The 14,712-nt window shown below is 69.0% G+C and carries 13 protein-coding genes and 1 pseudogene; 3 read left to right on the top strand and 11 right to left on the bottom strand.

All coding sequences use genetic code 11. The annotated features are described in order from the left end of the window. Window positions 1-105: 105 nt before the first annotated feature. The 10 genes and pseudogenes from P5W98_RS32095 to P5W98_RS32140 all read right to left on the bottom strand — a co-directional run bounded on the left by P5W98_RS32095 (window position 106) and on the right by P5W98_RS32140 (window position 11,194). Window positions 106-435: a hypothetical protein gene (locus tag P5W98_RS32095; protein WP_421028455.1), complete on the bottom strand. Its 330-nt coding sequence runs from the start codon at window positions 433-435 to the stop codon at window positions 106-108. Beyond that, the gene (locus P5W98_RS32100; protein ID WP_421028456.1) at window positions 432-980 is read right to left on the bottom strand and encodes a hotdog family protein; all 549 of its coding nucleotides are present in this window, start codon (window positions 978-980) and stop codon (window positions 432-434) included. Before P5W98_RS32100 ends, P5W98_RS32095 begins: the two co-directional genes overlap by 4 nt. After that, window positions 977-1,807 (bottom strand): beta-ketoacyl synthase chain length factor, encoded by an 831-nt coding sequence (locus P5W98_RS32105; RefSeq protein WP_421028457.1) that lies wholly within the window; start codon window positions 1,805-1,807, stop codon window positions 977-979. The genes P5W98_RS32100 and P5W98_RS32105 overlap by 4 nt, the downstream gene beginning before the upstream one ends. Window positions 1,808-1,814: 7 nt before the next feature. Further along, a complete protein-coding gene (locus P5W98_RS32110) occupies window positions 1,815-3,071 on the bottom strand; it encodes a beta-ketoacyl-[acyl-carrier-protein] synthase family protein (protein WP_421028458.1) in 1,257 nt (418 codons plus the stop codon). Between the two features lie 65 nt (window positions 3,072-3,136). Then, window positions 3,137-4,093 carry a polysaccharide deacetylase family protein gene (locus tag P5W98_RS32115; protein ID WP_421028459.1) on the bottom strand — a complete coding sequence of 319 codons (957 nt, stop codon included), beginning with the start codon at window positions 4,091-4,093 and terminating at the stop codon, window positions 3,137-3,139. Window positions 4,094-4,121: 28 nt separating this feature from the next. Beyond that, complete coding sequence (locus P5W98_RS32120) at window positions 4,122-6,713, bottom strand: MMPL family transporter (RefSeq protein ID WP_421028460.1); 2,592 nt, start codon at window positions 6,711-6,713, stop codon at window positions 4,122-4,124. Between the two features lie 45 nt (window positions 6,714-6,758). Then, the gene (locus P5W98_RS32125) at window positions 6,759-7,472 is read right to left on the bottom strand and encodes an outer membrane lipoprotein carrier protein LolA (protein WP_421028461.1); all 714 of its coding nucleotides are present in this window, start codon (window positions 7,470-7,472) and stop codon (window positions 6,759-6,761) included. 164 nt (window positions 7,473-7,636) lie between these two features. Further along, a pseudogene (locus P5W98_RS32130) lies at window positions 7,637-8,578 on the bottom strand (acyl-CoA synthetase); the annotation flags it as partial. Further along, window positions 8,575-10,440: an AMP-binding protein gene (locus P5W98_RS32135; RefSeq protein WP_421028462.1), complete on the bottom strand. Its 1,866-nt coding sequence runs from the start codon at window positions 10,438-10,440 to the stop codon at window positions 8,575-8,577. The pseudogene P5W98_RS32130 and the gene P5W98_RS32135, both read right to left, overlap by 4 nt. A gap of 61 nt (window positions 10,441-10,501) precedes the next feature. Next, window positions 10,502-11,194: a hypothetical protein gene (locus P5W98_RS32140; RefSeq protein WP_421028463.1), complete on the bottom strand. Its 693-nt coding sequence runs from the start codon at window positions 11,192-11,194 to the stop codon at window positions 10,502-10,504. Window positions 11,195-11,861: 667 nt separating this feature from the next. Between P5W98_RS32140 and P5W98_RS32145 the strand changes: the two genes are divergently transcribed. The 3 genes from P5W98_RS32145 to P5W98_RS32155 all read left to right on the top strand — a co-directional run bounded on the left by P5W98_RS32145 (window position 11,862) and on the right by P5W98_RS32155 (window position 13,789). Next, a complete protein-coding gene (locus tag P5W98_RS32145; RefSeq protein WP_035529598.1) occupies window positions 11,862-12,122 on the top strand; it encodes a phosphopantetheine-binding protein in 261 nt (86 codons plus the stop codon). A 70-nt stretch (window positions 12,123-12,192) separates the two neighbouring features. After that, window positions 12,193-12,972 (top strand): glycosyltransferase family 2 protein, encoded by a 780-nt coding sequence (locus tag P5W98_RS32150; protein ID WP_421028464.1) that lies wholly within the window; start codon window positions 12,193-12,195, stop codon window positions 12,970-12,972. A 34-nt stretch (window positions 12,973-13,006) separates the two neighbouring features. After that, window positions 13,007-13,789: an alpha/beta fold hydrolase gene (locus P5W98_RS32155; RefSeq protein WP_421028465.1), complete on the top strand. Its 783-nt coding sequence runs from the start codon at window positions 13,007-13,009 to the stop codon at window positions 13,787-13,789. A gap of 16 nt (window positions 13,790-13,805) precedes the next feature. Here the strand turns inward: P5W98_RS32155 and cobA are convergent, their stop codons facing one another. Beyond that, window positions 13,806-14,567 carry a uroporphyrinogen-III C-methyltransferase gene (gene cobA, locus P5W98_RS32160; protein ID WP_421028466.1) on the bottom strand — a complete coding sequence of 254 codons (762 nt, stop codon included), beginning with the start codon at window positions 14,565-14,567 and terminating at the stop codon, window positions 13,806-13,808. Window positions 14,568-14,712 lie beyond the last annotated feature (145 nt).

The following is a 14,712-nucleotide window of genomic DNA, read 5'->3' on the forward strand; positions in this document are numbered from 1 at the left end:
CGCTGCGGGGACCTTGCCCATGGCCGCGCGTTCGCTCACAACACGATGATTGCGCGCGCAACGGGTTAACGAATCGCACTCATTACCCCCGCATCCCGACGCCCCTCACGCCGCTGTCTTCTGCGTTTCCCTGCTACTGCTCGAGTCCGTGTGGAACACGCGCTTCGTGGCGCGCTTGGTGCCTTCCCAGCCTTCGCGCGTGGCGTGTTTGGTGCCCTCCCAGCCTTCGCGCGAAACATGCGCGATGCCATGGCCGACCGTTTTGGCCGCGTCCGCAGTAGCGTGGCCAAAGTCACGCGCGGCGTGACCGGTCTTCGTCGCAGCCTCTTTCGAGTCTTTCTTGATGTTCTCTTTCACGTCGTGGAGATCGGCGTAGGCCGCCGAGCTCGCCATGCCGGCCAGCAGCGCGGCTAGAACGATTTGGCGTGTTTTCACGTGGGTTCTCCCTTGAAACGGTTATCGGTGGTCCGGGCCAGCGCGCCGGACGCGTCGAGCATGACGGCTGCGCGTCCGCCAAGCAGGACCTCGTCGCCGCAGCGAATCGTGAAGCCGTAGAGGACGTTGTTGCCGTCCCCGCCTATGCGCTCGGCTTCCACGGTGAGCGGCGCGTCGAACGCGTCGAGGCGCGCGACATGGGCTTGCACGCCGCGCACGCTCGCAAGATAGCCCACGCGCGGGCGGCCCGGCGTTGCTGGCGCATGGGTGGTGTTGTGTCCGCCGTCCTGCGAGCCGGCGAGCGCGCCATGCACCGCCATCGCCTGCGCCGCATATTCGATGCCGCACACCGAGGCGAGCCGGCCCTGCGAACGCAGCGGGTTGTGCGCATCGCGGTGGCTGGTGGCTGTGCAGCGGATGTGCGTGTCGTCCCATGCGTCGACGCTGTCGAGCAGGCACATCGCGCCGCTGTGCGGAATGTGCGCGGCGATCCACGCGCGGTCGAGCGGGACGCGCAGCGCGACGTCTTGTACGTCTTGCGTCATCGCGCGCCCTCCGCTTGCGTTCCCTGCGACGGCGTGACGTCGATGCGCACGCGCGTGTCGGGCAGGTAGTCGATCACCACGCTCGCCGCGCGGCCCGTCGCAATCGCTTGGAGCAGCGGCAGCGCGCGCGCGGCGGGATTCTCCACCCGCAGGGCTTCGAGTTCGGGGGAGGCGAGTGGCGTGGCCGGCGCGTCGGTCAGCTTTGCCTCGATGTACGCCACGCCGTTCGCGTGCGCGTCTTCGGCCAGCGGCGCAAGCACGAGCGCCACGCCGAATCCGTTATCGATCGGGCGCACCGTGTGCAGCGGCTCGGGGTAGGCGCTCTCGTAGGCGATCAGGAGGCTCGGCGCGCCATCGACGACGATCTGGCACAGGCTCTCCAGCAGGCCCGCTGCGAAGCTGCCATCGTGCGCGCACAGCACGTTCGACGCGGCCCGCGAGCGCGCCGCGATGCTCCAGTAACCCGCCGCCGCGTTGTGCACCGAGTTGTGAAAGCGCGTGGGCGAGAGATGGCGGTCGTCGCTCGAAAGCATTGCGCAGATGGCGTGGCAGTTCTCGCCGTCGGCGCTCGATGCGGCGAAAACGGTCGCGAGCGTCGCGCCGTCGCGGCCGCTCGCGGCCAGGGCTTCGTGGCCCGCGGCGAGCGCGATTCTCACGATTGTGCCGGTGCGGCGCCGCTCGGCGGGAGGCAGGCCTTCGGGCGCGGGCGGCGCGGTGCGCGCGCTCGTCCACGGCGCGCGGCCCGCGAGCACGTCGGCGGCGTTTGGCCAGTTGGCGAGGCCAGGCCCGATCAGGCCGATGCTTTCGATGGAAGCGCGCAATTTCATGACGGGTTCACGCTCGCGGTTCGTGCCGCTCGCCCGGCAAACGGTCGGCGCGGCCAAGGATCAGGCTGCAATTCGTGCCGCCGAAGCCGAACGAATTGCTCAGGACAGCATAAAGGTCGGCGTCGCGGCTTTGCAGCACATAGTCAAGCCGGTGCGCGCCATCGTCGGCGAAGCCCAGCGCCGGATCGGGCTGCGTGGTGTTCACGCCCGCGGGCACGAAGCGGTGGCGCAGCGCGAGCCCGGCGATCACCGCTTCAAGCGCGCCCGCCGCGCCCAGCGTGTGGCCAGTCGCGCCCTTGGTCGAGCTGCACGGCGTGCCGTCGAAGAGGGCGCGCACCGCGAGGCTCTCGGCGGCGTCGTTGCTCGGTGTCGCGGTGCCGTGCAGGTTGATGTAGCCGATTTCGTGCGGTGCGATGCCCGCCGTCGCGAGCGCCTGCTCGATGGCCGCGCGCGCGCCCAGCCCTTCCGGGTGCGGCGAGGACATGTGGTGCGCGTCGCTCGATTCGCCCACGCCGAGCAGCAGCACGGCATCGCGATCGAGCAGGCTGCGGTCCTCGGGCATGCGCTCGATGAATGCGAACGCTGCCGCTTCGCCGATCGAGATGCCGTCGCGCGTCACGTCGAATGGCCGGCACGGCTGGCGCGAAAGCAGTTCGAGCGAGTTGAAGCCGTACAGCGTGGTGAGGCACAGCGAGTCGACGCCGCCCACGACCGCCGCGTCGATGAGCCCGGCTTCGATCATGCGCCGCGCGGTGCCGAACACCTTCGCGCCCGACGAGCACGCCGATGAGATCGCCGTGGCCGGGCCGCGCAGCGCGAAATACGCGCGCACGAATGCGGCCACGGAGTAGGCGTTGTGCGTTTGCGCGTAGCGGAACCCCGCGGGCAGTGCACCCGTCTGCGGGTCGCGCTGGACGTACGCGTGCTCGGTTTCGAGAATCCCGCTCGTGCTCGTGCCGATGAACACGCCGACACGGTCCGCGCCATATCGCGCGGCCGCCGCCTCGACGTGCGCGGCGAAGCCGTCCTGCACGAGGCCGAGCTGCGCGAGCCGGTTGTTGCGGCACGCGTATTCGGCGAGATCGGCGCGCAGCGGCTCGTTGTCGACGCCCTCGACCGCGCCGATCCACGTATCGAGTTCCGCGCGCTCGAAATCGCACGGCGCGAGGCCGCCGCGCTGGCGGCGCAGTGCGTCGAGCGTCGCGTCGAGCCCGCGCCCGAGGCAGCTGGTGGCGGTGAAGTGCGAGAGCAGAAGTGGTTTCACGAAGGTCGAATCCGGTGGCTGAAGCGCAGGTCTCAAACGGGAGCCCGTTCGGGTCTTGATTCTTATCAAATTTTATCAAATGGGGGGTGGTCGGCTCCGTTTCGGCCTGGGAGCCGGGCTGGCGGGCGGCCGTCGGCCGCCGCCGCTGGGTTCGCTGCGGTGTTCAGCGTCGCCGGGGCGAGGGAGAGGGCGTCGCGTAGCGTCGTCCAGCGTAGCTGCGCGCTCGCGGCGGCGCGCAGCACCTCGGGCAGCGCATCGAGCACCACGGGCTTGCCGCCCGGGCCGCGCGCCGCGTGGCCGTCATGCAGCAGCAGGATGTCGAGCGGCGCCAGGCCGTCCAGCAGGCGCTGCGCGACCTTGTGGCCGTCGTGCTCGCGCGTGTCGAAGCCGCGCCGCGTCCAGCTCGCCAGTTGCAGGCCGAACTCGCACAGCACCGGTTCGAGAAACGGATTGCGCAGGCCCGCCGGCGCGCGGAAAAAGTACGGCCGCGTCCCGCTGATCTCGGTGAGCGTGCGCTGCGCGGCTTCAATCTCGCGCCGCAGCGCGCCCGGCCCGCAGACAGAGAAGTTGTGCCGGTGCCGCTGGCTGTGGTTCTCGATGGCGTGGCCGCGCGCCACGATCTCCTCCACGCAGCGCGGGTGCCGCCGCGCCAGATCGCCGATGCAGAAAAACGTCGCGCGCGCGCCGTGCTGGTCGAGCAGGTCGAGCACGTGCGGCGTGACTTCGGGGTCGGGGCCGTCGTCGATGGTGAGGGCGATGCGGCGGTCGTCGCCGCCCTCCGCTGCGTGCGGCAGGCGCGTCCAGTTGGGCCCGAGCAGGGCGCTCCTCGGCCAGAGTCCCGCTGCCGTCAGCACAAGATGCGAGGCGACTACGCCGCCCACCGCCCAGGGCCAGGTCGACGGCTGGGCCAGCAGCGCCGCCGCCGCGCCCACATGCAGCGCCGCCGAGCCCGTGATCAGCGGCGCGGGTTTCCAGCGGCGCGGCGCGCCCGGCTGCGGTGCGAGTGTCGAAGGCGTGTTCATGCGCGGTATGCGAGTGTCGAAGGCGTGTTCATGCGCGGTATGCCTCGTGGCCTCGCAGTCCCGTGGCAGACGAGCGCGGCTGCGGTGCGAGAATCGCGGCGAAGGCGAGCGCGAGCATCGCGCCGGGGCCGACTGTGAGGCCGAAGGTTTCGAGCAGCGGCACCCGCGAGAGCGCGAGCAGGCCGAAGCCCGCGACCGTCGCAAGATTGGCGACCAGCAGCGAAACCAGCGTCTGCGGCGTGATGTGCGGCGCGCTTGCCGGTTCATGCAACGGTCCATGCGCCGGTTCGTTCGCCGCGCGGGCCGCGGGCTTGCAGAAGAACAGCGCATAGTTCGAGCCCACTGCCACGATCAGCAGCATGCCGACCAGATGGAGGATGGTCATCGGCACGCCCGCGAGCGCGAAGCACGCGGCCACTACCAGCACCGCCGCGACGAGCGGCGCGAGCGCGCGTGCCGCGCGCAGCGGCGAGCGCAGCGCGAACGCCAGTAGCACGGCAATCGCCGCGAAGCCTGCGAGCGAGAGGCGGATGTCCTCGTGGACGTAGTTCACATAGAGACCGTCGGCCTCCGCCTTGAGGTCGACGAACAGCGCGCCGGGCACGCCCGCGCGCGCGACGGCGGCGCTGATCGGCGCGGTGTCGAGGCTCGATCCGCTCGCGCGCGCCGCCGCGCCATCGGGCGCGCGCAGCGCGAGCATGGCGCGCCAGCGGCCTTCGCGTTCGGTCAACAAGGCATCGACGGCCAGCGCCATCGAGGTGCCGCGCAGGTCCGCGCGCGTGATCAAGGGCGCGTTGCGCGCGGCCTCGGCGTCGGCGAGGAACGGCGCGAAGACCTCGGGCTTGATGCTGATCGGCTGATTCGCGACGGCCTCGCGCATGCGCGCGGCGAGCGTGGCCGCATCGGGCAGGCTCGCGAGGCGCGCGCGCTGCGCGGCGTCGCTCGGCAGATAGCGCGCCGGGCTTTCGAAGCCCGCGAGCACGCCCTGGTCGACGAGCGGCTGCAGTTGCGCGCCGATCTTCTCCGCGCCTTCGAGCGCGGCCTGCTCGCTGGCGGCGGGAATCTCCACCAGATAGCGCACGTCGGGTGCGCCCACGTCGGCGCGCAGCCGCGCGTCGAGCGCCTGGCTCGCTGCCGGGACCGGGCTCAGCGAAGCGAGCTCGCGGCTCCACAGATCGCCGCGATGCATGGCGAGCACCGCGACGGCGGCCAGCGTCAGCGCCAGCAGGGGCCAGCGCAGACGGGGCGCGGCCTGTGCAGCCGAGGCGAGCCAGCCGCCGACGCGCGAGGTGTCGCGAATCGTCACGGCGCCGCCTTGCAGGCGCGGCAGCACGAAGCGCGTGACGAGCGCCGCCGTCACGAGCCCCGCGATCGAATACGCGCCCAGTTGCACGAGGCCCGGAAAGCCGGAGAACAGCATCGATGCGAATCCGCATACCGAGGTGAGCACGCCAAGCCGGATCGTCGGCCAGTAAGCGGCGACCCAGGCGCGCAGGGTATCGCGCGAGCGCCGCCCGGAACGCGTCTCGGCCGACTGCACGAACAGATAGATCGAATAATCGACGGCTTCGCCGATCAGCGTCGTGCCGAAGCCGAGCGTGAGCCCCTGGACCGTGCCGAACGCGAGGCTCACCGCGGCGATGCCCGCGGCCACGCCCGAGAGCACGGGCACGAGGCCGAGCGCGAGCGTGCGCGGCGAGCGGTAGAGCGTGAGCAGCAGCGCGACGATCAGCAAGAGGCTCAGGGCCGAGATGCGCTGGACGTCGTGGCGGATCGCGTCGCGCGTATCCACCGAGAACACGCCGGGGCCGGTCATTTCCAGCCGGTAGGCGGAAACAGCGGAAGCAGCCGAGGTTTTCGGCAGCGCGCGCGTGGCCGCGTCGAACGCGCTGCGGATCGCATCGATGGCGCTGGCCTGAGCGTCGGTATCGGAACCTGCTGCGGCGGTCTGCGCGACCAGCACGGCGCGCGTGCCGTCGCGCGAGGCCCACACGCCGTCGCGGCTTGCCGGCTGCGCGGCGCTGTCGAGCTCGCCGACCAGCGCGGCGACTTCGCCGGTCGGGTCGTGCGGCAGCAAGTCCTTGGCGACGAGGCCCGCCGACGAGCTCAGCAAGTCGAGGCTTTCGCCCAGCGCCGCATGCAGGCCTCCGGCCGTGAAGCGCTGCGGCGTGACCGCCGGGCTCAGCGCGTAGCGGTACGCGAACACGAATTGCTGATCGCGCGCGTCGTTCACGGCTTCGCCGTTGTGGACCGCCGCGAAGCGCGGGTCGGCGCGCAGCCGGGCCGCGACTTGCCGCGAGAGCTGGGCGCGCGCGGCGGCATCGGTGTTGTTGCTGGGATCGTTGGAACCGTTGGGAACGCCCCCGGCGATGGAGACGAGAATCAGCCGCGAGACCACGCCGTCGCGCAACTGATCGACGAGCACGCGCTGGCCGGCGCTCGGCGAGCGCGGCAGGAACGCGGAAAGGTCGGTGCTGAAATGGGTGCGCGCGATGATTCCCGCGCAGGCGATGAGGAACAGCAGCCACACGAGCACTGCGTGGCGCTGCAGCGCCTGTGCGAGCGCGCGCAAGCCTCGGGCTTGCTGCGTTGGCGAGGTTGGCGAGGTGCGATCGTCCATGCGCGCGGCTGCCTGCTTACCGGTGGGTTGGGCTCAATTCAGAGCTCAATTCGCCGCCGACGCGGGCAGCGGGCGCAGGCGCATCAGCGAATGATCGCCGCCCGCCTGCTGGATCGCCACGCTGCGCAGCGCGTCGCCGGCGCCTTCGAGCGTGATCGCGCTCACCGCCTTGAGCATGCGCGAATCGCGCGGCGTGAGCGTGAGCGTCCAGTTCTGGCCGCTGCCGGTGAGCGCGACCTGATACGTCTGTTCGAGCACGGGCCGGTTGCCCGTGAGCGTGGCGCGGATGCTCTCGATGAACGCGCCCAGCTCCGGATAGCGCGCGAGCGCGAGCGTGTATTTGCGCTGGTTGCGCTCGACGGTGAGCATGTCGCCGTCCACCACGAGATGCTCGGGCTTGGGCTCGAGCGTGTTTTTCTCCAGATGGTCGGGCGCGACGAACACCAGCTCGCCCGACGATTCGATCGGCTGCGAGGCGATCGCGAGGTATTTGGTCTCGGTGAACGCGGCGCGGCCCGACTTGTGCTGGGCGAGCGTGGACATGAGGCGGTCGAGCGACCAGGCGGAGGTGTCGGGCGTTTGTGCTGTTTGTGCCGCTTGTACCGCTTGTACCGCTTGTGCTGCCTGGGCTGCGAGCGCCGGCACGGCGGGCGCGAACGTAAGCGCGGTCACGGCGCTTGCGCTCATCGCGCACGCGACGACGCGGCGCGCAAGCCGCTGGCCGATGAACGGGCGGACGAAACTGCGGATGGCGCTCATGCGTCGGAAGTCTCCCGGGCGGCAAGGCCCGCGTGCGCTGCTGCGCTGCGTCGCGCGCGAGCGGTGTCGGCGCGGTTCGTCGCATAGGCGTTTCTGGCGACGCGCGCGGCAATGTCCGCATGCGCCGGCGTTGCTTTTGCCGCCTGGGTGGCCGGCGCCGGTTGGGCCGGTTGCGGCTTCTTCTCGGCCTGGTCCGCTTGTGCGGTCTGCCAGAAGTCGAAGTAGTTGAACCAGTTATACGGCGCCGCGCGGCAATGCTTGTCGAGCAGCGCGACGTAGCGCACGAGCGCCGCATCGACGGCGGCCCGGCGCGCTTCGCGCGGCGTATCGGTGAAGTCGGCGACCAGCTCGAAGTGCACGTCGTAGCGGTTGCTGCCGCGATACAAACCGGTCATGAAGATCACCGGACGCCTGAGCATCGCGGCCATGTAGAGAGGCCCGAGCGGGAACGCCGCGGGATCGCCGAGAAAGGCCATGCGGCGCGTGGAGCTGGCGGCGTCGGCAAGCAGCGTGCGATCGGCGAGCATGCCCACGAGGCAGTTCCGGTCGAGCCGCTCGTTCACCTGCAGCATCGAATCGACTTGCCCGAGCGCGATCACCTCCGGCTGCGCGGTTGGGTTCACAGCGCCGATCGTCGCGTTGATCTTGCGTGCGTTCTCGTCGAACATCGTCACGACTACGCGCATGCCGGGCCGCGTGCGTCCCAGCGCGCGCACCACCTCGAAGCTGCCGAGGTGGCCGCCCATCAGGAACGCGCCGCGTCCTTTCGCGAGCGCGGCGTCGACGAGCGTGTGCCCCTGCGGGCGAATGTCGAACAGATCGAAGCGATTGTTGATCAGATAGATGCGGTCGTGGATCGTCGTCGCGAAGGTGAACACGTGCTGGTAGATGTCGCTCCATCGGGCGGGGCGGCCCAGCGCGCGGCGCAGGTAGTCGCGCGAGGCGGCGCGCGCGCGCGGCGAGAACAGCACGTAATAGACGGCGATCAGATGCAGCAGGCCGCGCGCGGCGGTGCGGCCGAGGCGCAGCGAAAGCCAGGTCATGGCGCGCAGCAGCAGCGCGCTGCCGCGCTCCTGGCGTTGGGCCCAGTCGGTGCGCCTGGTCATGGTTGAAGCCCTTCCTGCGAGCCTGCGCGCGTGGCGCACGCTGGTGAGGCGGCCGTCCTTGGGACGGGGGATGGTTCGGTGGACAGCGTCCCGCTCGCCACGTCGCGCTGGCCCGCGCGCACGGTGAAACGGATCGCGCCGCTGGCCGTGGCGTCGAAGTCGAGATCGAGCGCCTCGCCCGGCCAGGCCGGGCTCAGGAACTTCGCGGCGCTCAGGCGCCACGCTTGCATCGGGCGGTTCAGGGCCGCACCGATGGCGTCGATGGCGTGGTCGAGCAGCACGACGCCAGGCACGATCGGATGGCCTGGGAAGTGGCCAGGCAGCGCGGGGTGATCGGCGGGAATCGTGAAGGAGCGCGCGGAGGCGGTGCTGCTTGTGCAACTGGCGCGGCTTGCCTGTGCCGCTGCCGCCGCCGCTGTTTCACGCGCGTGCTGTGCGATGAGCGCCGCGAGCCCGTCGTGCGGGAGCTTGCCGGTTTCGTTGCGGGGCAGCGACTCGACGAACACTAGCGGGCGCGGCATGAATGCGGCGTCGATGCGCTCGCGCAGCGCGCGCTGCACGCTGGCGGCCGTGAGCGTGGGCGCCACGACGAGCGCGGCGAGGCGCGTGACCGCGCCTGTGCCTTCGCGATCGGCGCGCGCGTTGGCATTGGCGAGCGCGGCCGAGTCCGGCATGAAGAACACGCCGTCGGCCACGCCCGGGATCGCGTTGAGCTGATGATTCAGGTAGGCGAGCGAAGTCCGCTTGCCCGCGATGTTGATGAGGTCGGCCTTGCGCCCATGCAGCAGGAAGTGGCGCTCGTCGAGCAGTTCGAGCGCATCGCCCATCGGCATGGGTTCTTCCACGTGAGCGCCCGAGACCCAGAACGTCGGCCCTTCGTCACTATCGTCGCGCTCGTTACTTGCCGCTGCACGCGCCTCCAGGCGGACGTGCGGCATCAGTTCCCACGTCGCGCCCTGCGCAGTGCGCCGGGTCGCGATCTGGCCCGTCTCGGTGCTGCCATAGATCTCCACGAGCGGCGCGTGCAGACGCGTCTCGGTCTCGCGGGCGAGCTTTTCGGCGAGCGGGGCGGTGGCGCAGAGCACGAGCGCCGCTTCCGGCAGCGCCGCGTCGCTCGCGAGCAGCGCGCGCAGGTGGATGGGTGAGCTCACGAGCACGCGCGGCTGCGGCACGGCCTCCAGTTCGGCGCGGATATCGAGCGGATAGAACGGCTGCCGGTTGCTGAACGCAAGGCCGCCGATCAGCGCCAGCAGCACGGTCGATTCGAAGCCGAACATGTGCTGCGGCGGCACCGTGCCCACCACGGTATGGGTGGCGGCGCCCGCCTCGGGCAGCCCGAGGCGTTTGGCCGACGCGCGCACGTTGGCCACCAGCGAGCCCCAGGTCTTGCGATGCGGCACTGGCGCACCGGTTGAGCCCGAGGTGAAGATGCAGGCCATGATGCGCGACGCGTCGATCTGCGGTACATCGAGGGGCGCGTCGTCCTGCGCGTTGTCGTTCGAGCTGATGTCGGAGGCGGCTGGCGCGGCGTCGGGGTAGCGAAAGCGCGGCAGGTCGATGGTGCAATCGGCGCTGTCGTGCAGACAGAACGCGTCGGGTGCGAACGAGGCGAGTTGGCGGACCATCTCCGGCGTCTGCGTGGACGGCAGCAGGCTGATGCGCCCCGCCACCAGCGCAGCGCACAGGCTCACGGCGAAGCGGTAGCGGTCGCGGCAGACGTTGAACACGTGTGCGCCCGGCGGCAGCGCAGCGGCCACTCGCGCGACCTCGGCGAGGAACGCGCGCGCCGTGACCGGCGAGCCGTCGCGCCAGGCAATGATCTGGTGGGGCGAAGCGTGAAAAACGAGCGGATAAGTCGACATAACTTCAGTTGAACCGGAAACAGGGGGCGGCGCTGCTGCGCGCCGCCAGTCGCGCGGGGATTCACTCATGGCACGGGTGGACCGTTCGGCCCGCGTGGTTCGGATGCCCGGCGTAACCGCGAGCCGACGATTGCCGGTACGCGCGAATCGCATCGAGCATGCGGGCGGACGGCTCGCCCCGCAGCACGAGGCGCCGGCACGCGTGCTCGACGACGAACATCGCCCCCACCAGTGGCAACGCCAGGTAATTGGCGAAGGTCGCCCAGGCGACGGTCGGCGCGGCGGCGAACAGCAGCGTCGAAACCGCGGCAATGGCGACGAAGAACACCGTCCACCCGACCGTGATCTGCCGCGTGTAGCGCGCGACAGCCGGCGTGAGCGAGCCATGAATCATCGTCGCGAACTGCGTGCAAAGCGGCACGCGCGCCTTGGCGAGCGTGCGGCCGAACACCAGCGCCATCCCGAGATTGAAGCTCACGTGCTCGATGTACAGGCCCCATTCAAAATGGCGCGCAAGCGGCATGCGCGCGGCCCACAACGCGGCGGCCGCGAGCGCCCAGAGCGGCAGCAGCCAGCCCCGGCGCGGCGAACGGGCCGCCGCAACCAGCGCAATGGCCAGCGGCGGCACCAGCGCCATGGCGAGCCCGAAACCGTGCTCGCCGGGTGTGGCCACCGCGTGATGAGCCAGGATCTGGTACGCGACCACCGCCCCAACCGCGAGCGCCGCGCGCGCGAAGCCTGCGAGCGTGCTCATCGCAGTCCTCCGGGCCGGCGCTGCCGGCCATGAGCCTCGCGCATGTGTTGTCCAGGATGCGCGCCCCGCACGCCGGCCTCGCCGGTGGCCGCGAGGCAAACCGGCAATTTTACCGGAACGGGGTCCGGTTCGAGGCGAAAGCAACAGGGCGGGTGCGGCACGGCGAGTTCGGCTCCATGGGTGGGAATGCGACCAGTCAGTTCTCTCATGACGGGTAGCGGACGGTTATTCACGCACTTTGATGCCCGCGCGCAACATATATGTCGTAGGAATAGCTGGTCGCACGAGGGCGACACGCATATTTTAAGATGGCGACGGACCATCGCCGGAATGGCGCGCCCCCGGTTTGTAACCGTTTGTATGTCCTCGCGCGCAGCTGTGCGGGCGTCCGAACCGGATGCGCGCAATGCCGCGCAAGCGTCTGGCGCGTTCGCGTCCCTGAATTGGCGCGGCGCGCGTCCGACCCCTTGTAACCTTTCAGCGGCGAGCACCGTATACGCCCCGATACCCATCGTCTAGAATCCGCGTAACTTTTACTAAACGAACCCCAAAATCAGACAGGTGGGGCACCGGGCAGGCGCCGGGAGGGGCGGCGGGGAGCACGTGCGATGCGTGCGCCGTGTCGCCGGTTGCGCGCCGCCTGTGCGCCAGCTGTCGGGCACGCATGATGAACGCACTGGAAAAAGAGCTTGCCGCGCTGATCGTCGGCGAACTGAATCTCGAGGACGTCTCGCTCGACGACGTGAGCGCAGACACCCCGCTCTATGGCGAGGGCTTTGGGCTCGACTCCATCGACATTCTGGAGATCGCGCTGCTGATCTCGAAGAAGTACGGCTTCGAACTGCGCTCCGACAATCCCGATAACGAAAAGATCTTCGCGACGCTGGGCGCGCTGGCCGCCTGCGTGGAGGCCAATCGCGTGCGCTGAACGCGCTCGATGCCGCTCGAGGGGCAGCATCGCCTTGTCCGTATTTCGTTTCATGCAATCGCTCGCTTCCATGTCCACGCCGGCCGTTTCATCCACGCATCTCGTCCTGATTCCGAGCTACAACCCGGGCTTCAAGGTCGACGAGACCGTGCGCGCTGCGCGCGCGTGCTGGAACCCCGTCTGGGTGGTCGTGGACGGCAGCACCGATGGCAGCACCGAGCGCCTGCAGGCAATGGCGGCGAACGACCCGGGACTGCGCGTGATGGTGCTGCCCACCAATTGCGGCAAGGGCGGCGCGGTGCTCGCGGGCATCGAGGCCGCGGCGGCGTGCGGCTTCACGCACGTGCTCACGCTGGATTCCGACGGCCAGCATCCGACCGAATTGATTCCGCGCTTCATGGCCGCTTCGCAGGCGCAGCCCGATGCGATGGTGCTGGGCCGGCCCAAATTCGACGCGAGCGCGCCTTGGGTTCGCGTGCAGGGGCGACGCCTTTCGAATCTGTTCGCGGATATCGAAACGCTGTGGGCCGGGATTGGCGATTCGCTTTACGGCTTTCGCGTCTATCCGATCGAGCCGCTCAAGACGATCATGCAGCGCCATGCGTGGATGCGCCGCTTCGATTTCGATCCCGAAGCGGCGGTGCGGCTTTGCTGGGCCGGCGTGCAGCCTATCCAGATCGAGGCGCCGGTGCGCTACTTCAGTGCGCACGAGGGCGGCGTTTCGCATTTCAATTACGTGCGCGACAACCTGCTGCTGACGGGGATGCATCTGCGGCTTCTGGGCGGCTTCGGCTTGCGGCTCCCTTTGCTTGCGGCAAAAAGAGTGTTGGGGCGGAGGGAGACGGCGTAGCGGCGCGCGTGGGTATCAGGACCAAGGACTGAGGATGGATGAGTTCGTTATCGACGAAAGAGGCAATGTTCTTCGCTATTTCGATCTGCATTCCGGGCGTGAGGCTTTTGAGCCGCTCGTTTATATTCACGGTTTGGGCTGCGCCTCGAGCAGCGATTACCCGCCCGTAGTCAGCGCTCATTCGTACGCGAAGCGCAGGTCGTTGCTGGTCGATCTCATGGGCTCGGGCTTTAGCGACAAGCCACGGGACGGACATTATCATTCGCAAGCGCAGGCAGCAGTCTTGTCGGACTTTGTCGAGAGCCACGGTTGCTCGCGCGTGAACCTGTTCGGCCACAGCGCCGGTGCATTCGTTGCACTGAAACTCGCACAGACGCCGCCGATTCAGATGCGCACGCTTATACTGTGCGAACCGGGGCTGACCGAATACGGCATTGCTAGGTTGTCCGAAATTGCGTCGCAGACAGAAGAGCAATTCGTCGACGGCGGGTTTGCGCATTTGCTGGCGCAACTGAAAACCCAAGGCGGCAACGATGCGTGGCTGGGGCCATTTTCCGTGGCGTCGCCTTATGCCATCCATCAATGGGCCCAGTCGGCCATCGAAGATAATTCGAGCCATTGGCTCGATGATCTGGCCAGGCTGAACGCGATAAAAGGCGTGGTCCTTTCCGATGCGGCAACGCGCGACGAGATTGCGAAATTCGAGCAAGCCGGCTGTACCGTTGAACTCGTGGCCAACACCGAGCATATGATTGCGTACGACAACCCCGATGGTCTGGCGCGGGCCATTTCGAATCTTCTCAACCTCGGCGAATAGGGCGGTCGCTTCCTCGCTACGCGCTGCGCAATAGCGACACCTGCGCGTCGAACGCAGCCAGCGTAACCGCCTCCCCAATCGCATCTCCCACGAGAATGATGGCCGGGCTGCCGAGTTCCGCTTGCGTCGCCGCAGCGGCGATGGTGCCGAGCGTGCCCGTCACGCGGCGCTCGTTCGCAGTGCCGGCCCATTGCACCACGGCAGCCGGCGTCTCGCTCGATAGTGCTTGTGCGAGCGTCGCGCACAGCGTCTCGATGCGGCTCATCCCCATATAGATCGCGAGCGTCATGCGCGTGGCGGCGAGCGCGCGCCAGTCCGGTTCGCTGTGGTCGCGCAAATGCGCCGTCACGAAAATCACGCCCTGGCAGTGGTCGCGATGAGTAAGCGATACGCCGAGGCCCGCCGCTGCCGCAAATGCAGACGACACGCCGTTCACGATCTCCACAGGAATCTGCGCTCGTCGCAGCGCCGCGAGTTCTTCGCCCGCGCGGCCGAACAGCAGCGCCTCGCCGCCTTTCACGCGCACCACGTGAAGGCCCTTGCGCGCATGGCGCTGCATGAGACGCTCGATGAACGCCTGCGGCGTGGAACGGCAGCCGCCGCGCTTGCCGACCTTGATCACGCGCGCCTGCGGGGCGAGCGACGCAATCTCGGGATTCACGAGGTCGTCGAGCAGCACGACGTCGGCGCATGCGAGCGCTCTGGCCGCCTTCAGGGTCAGCAGGTCGAGGTCGCCGGGACCTGCGCTCAATAAGGTGACCTTGCCCGTCGGATTCATGTTTGTCCTTTCGCGTTGGTTCAGTTTGTTCGTTGATGCCTTCATGCAAATTCCAGACCAGCGCGCAACGAATCGGTCGATGCCCGTCCCCTTCGCCGCCTCTCGCGGGCGTGCACCGATTTGACAAGCTGTGCGAATGCATCGC

Origin of the sequence: Paraburkholderia sp. A1BS-2L, from assembly GCF_051125205.1 — a bacterium.
Lineage (GTDB): Bacteria > Pseudomonadota > Gammaproteobacteria > Burkholderiales > Burkholderiaceae > Paraburkholderia.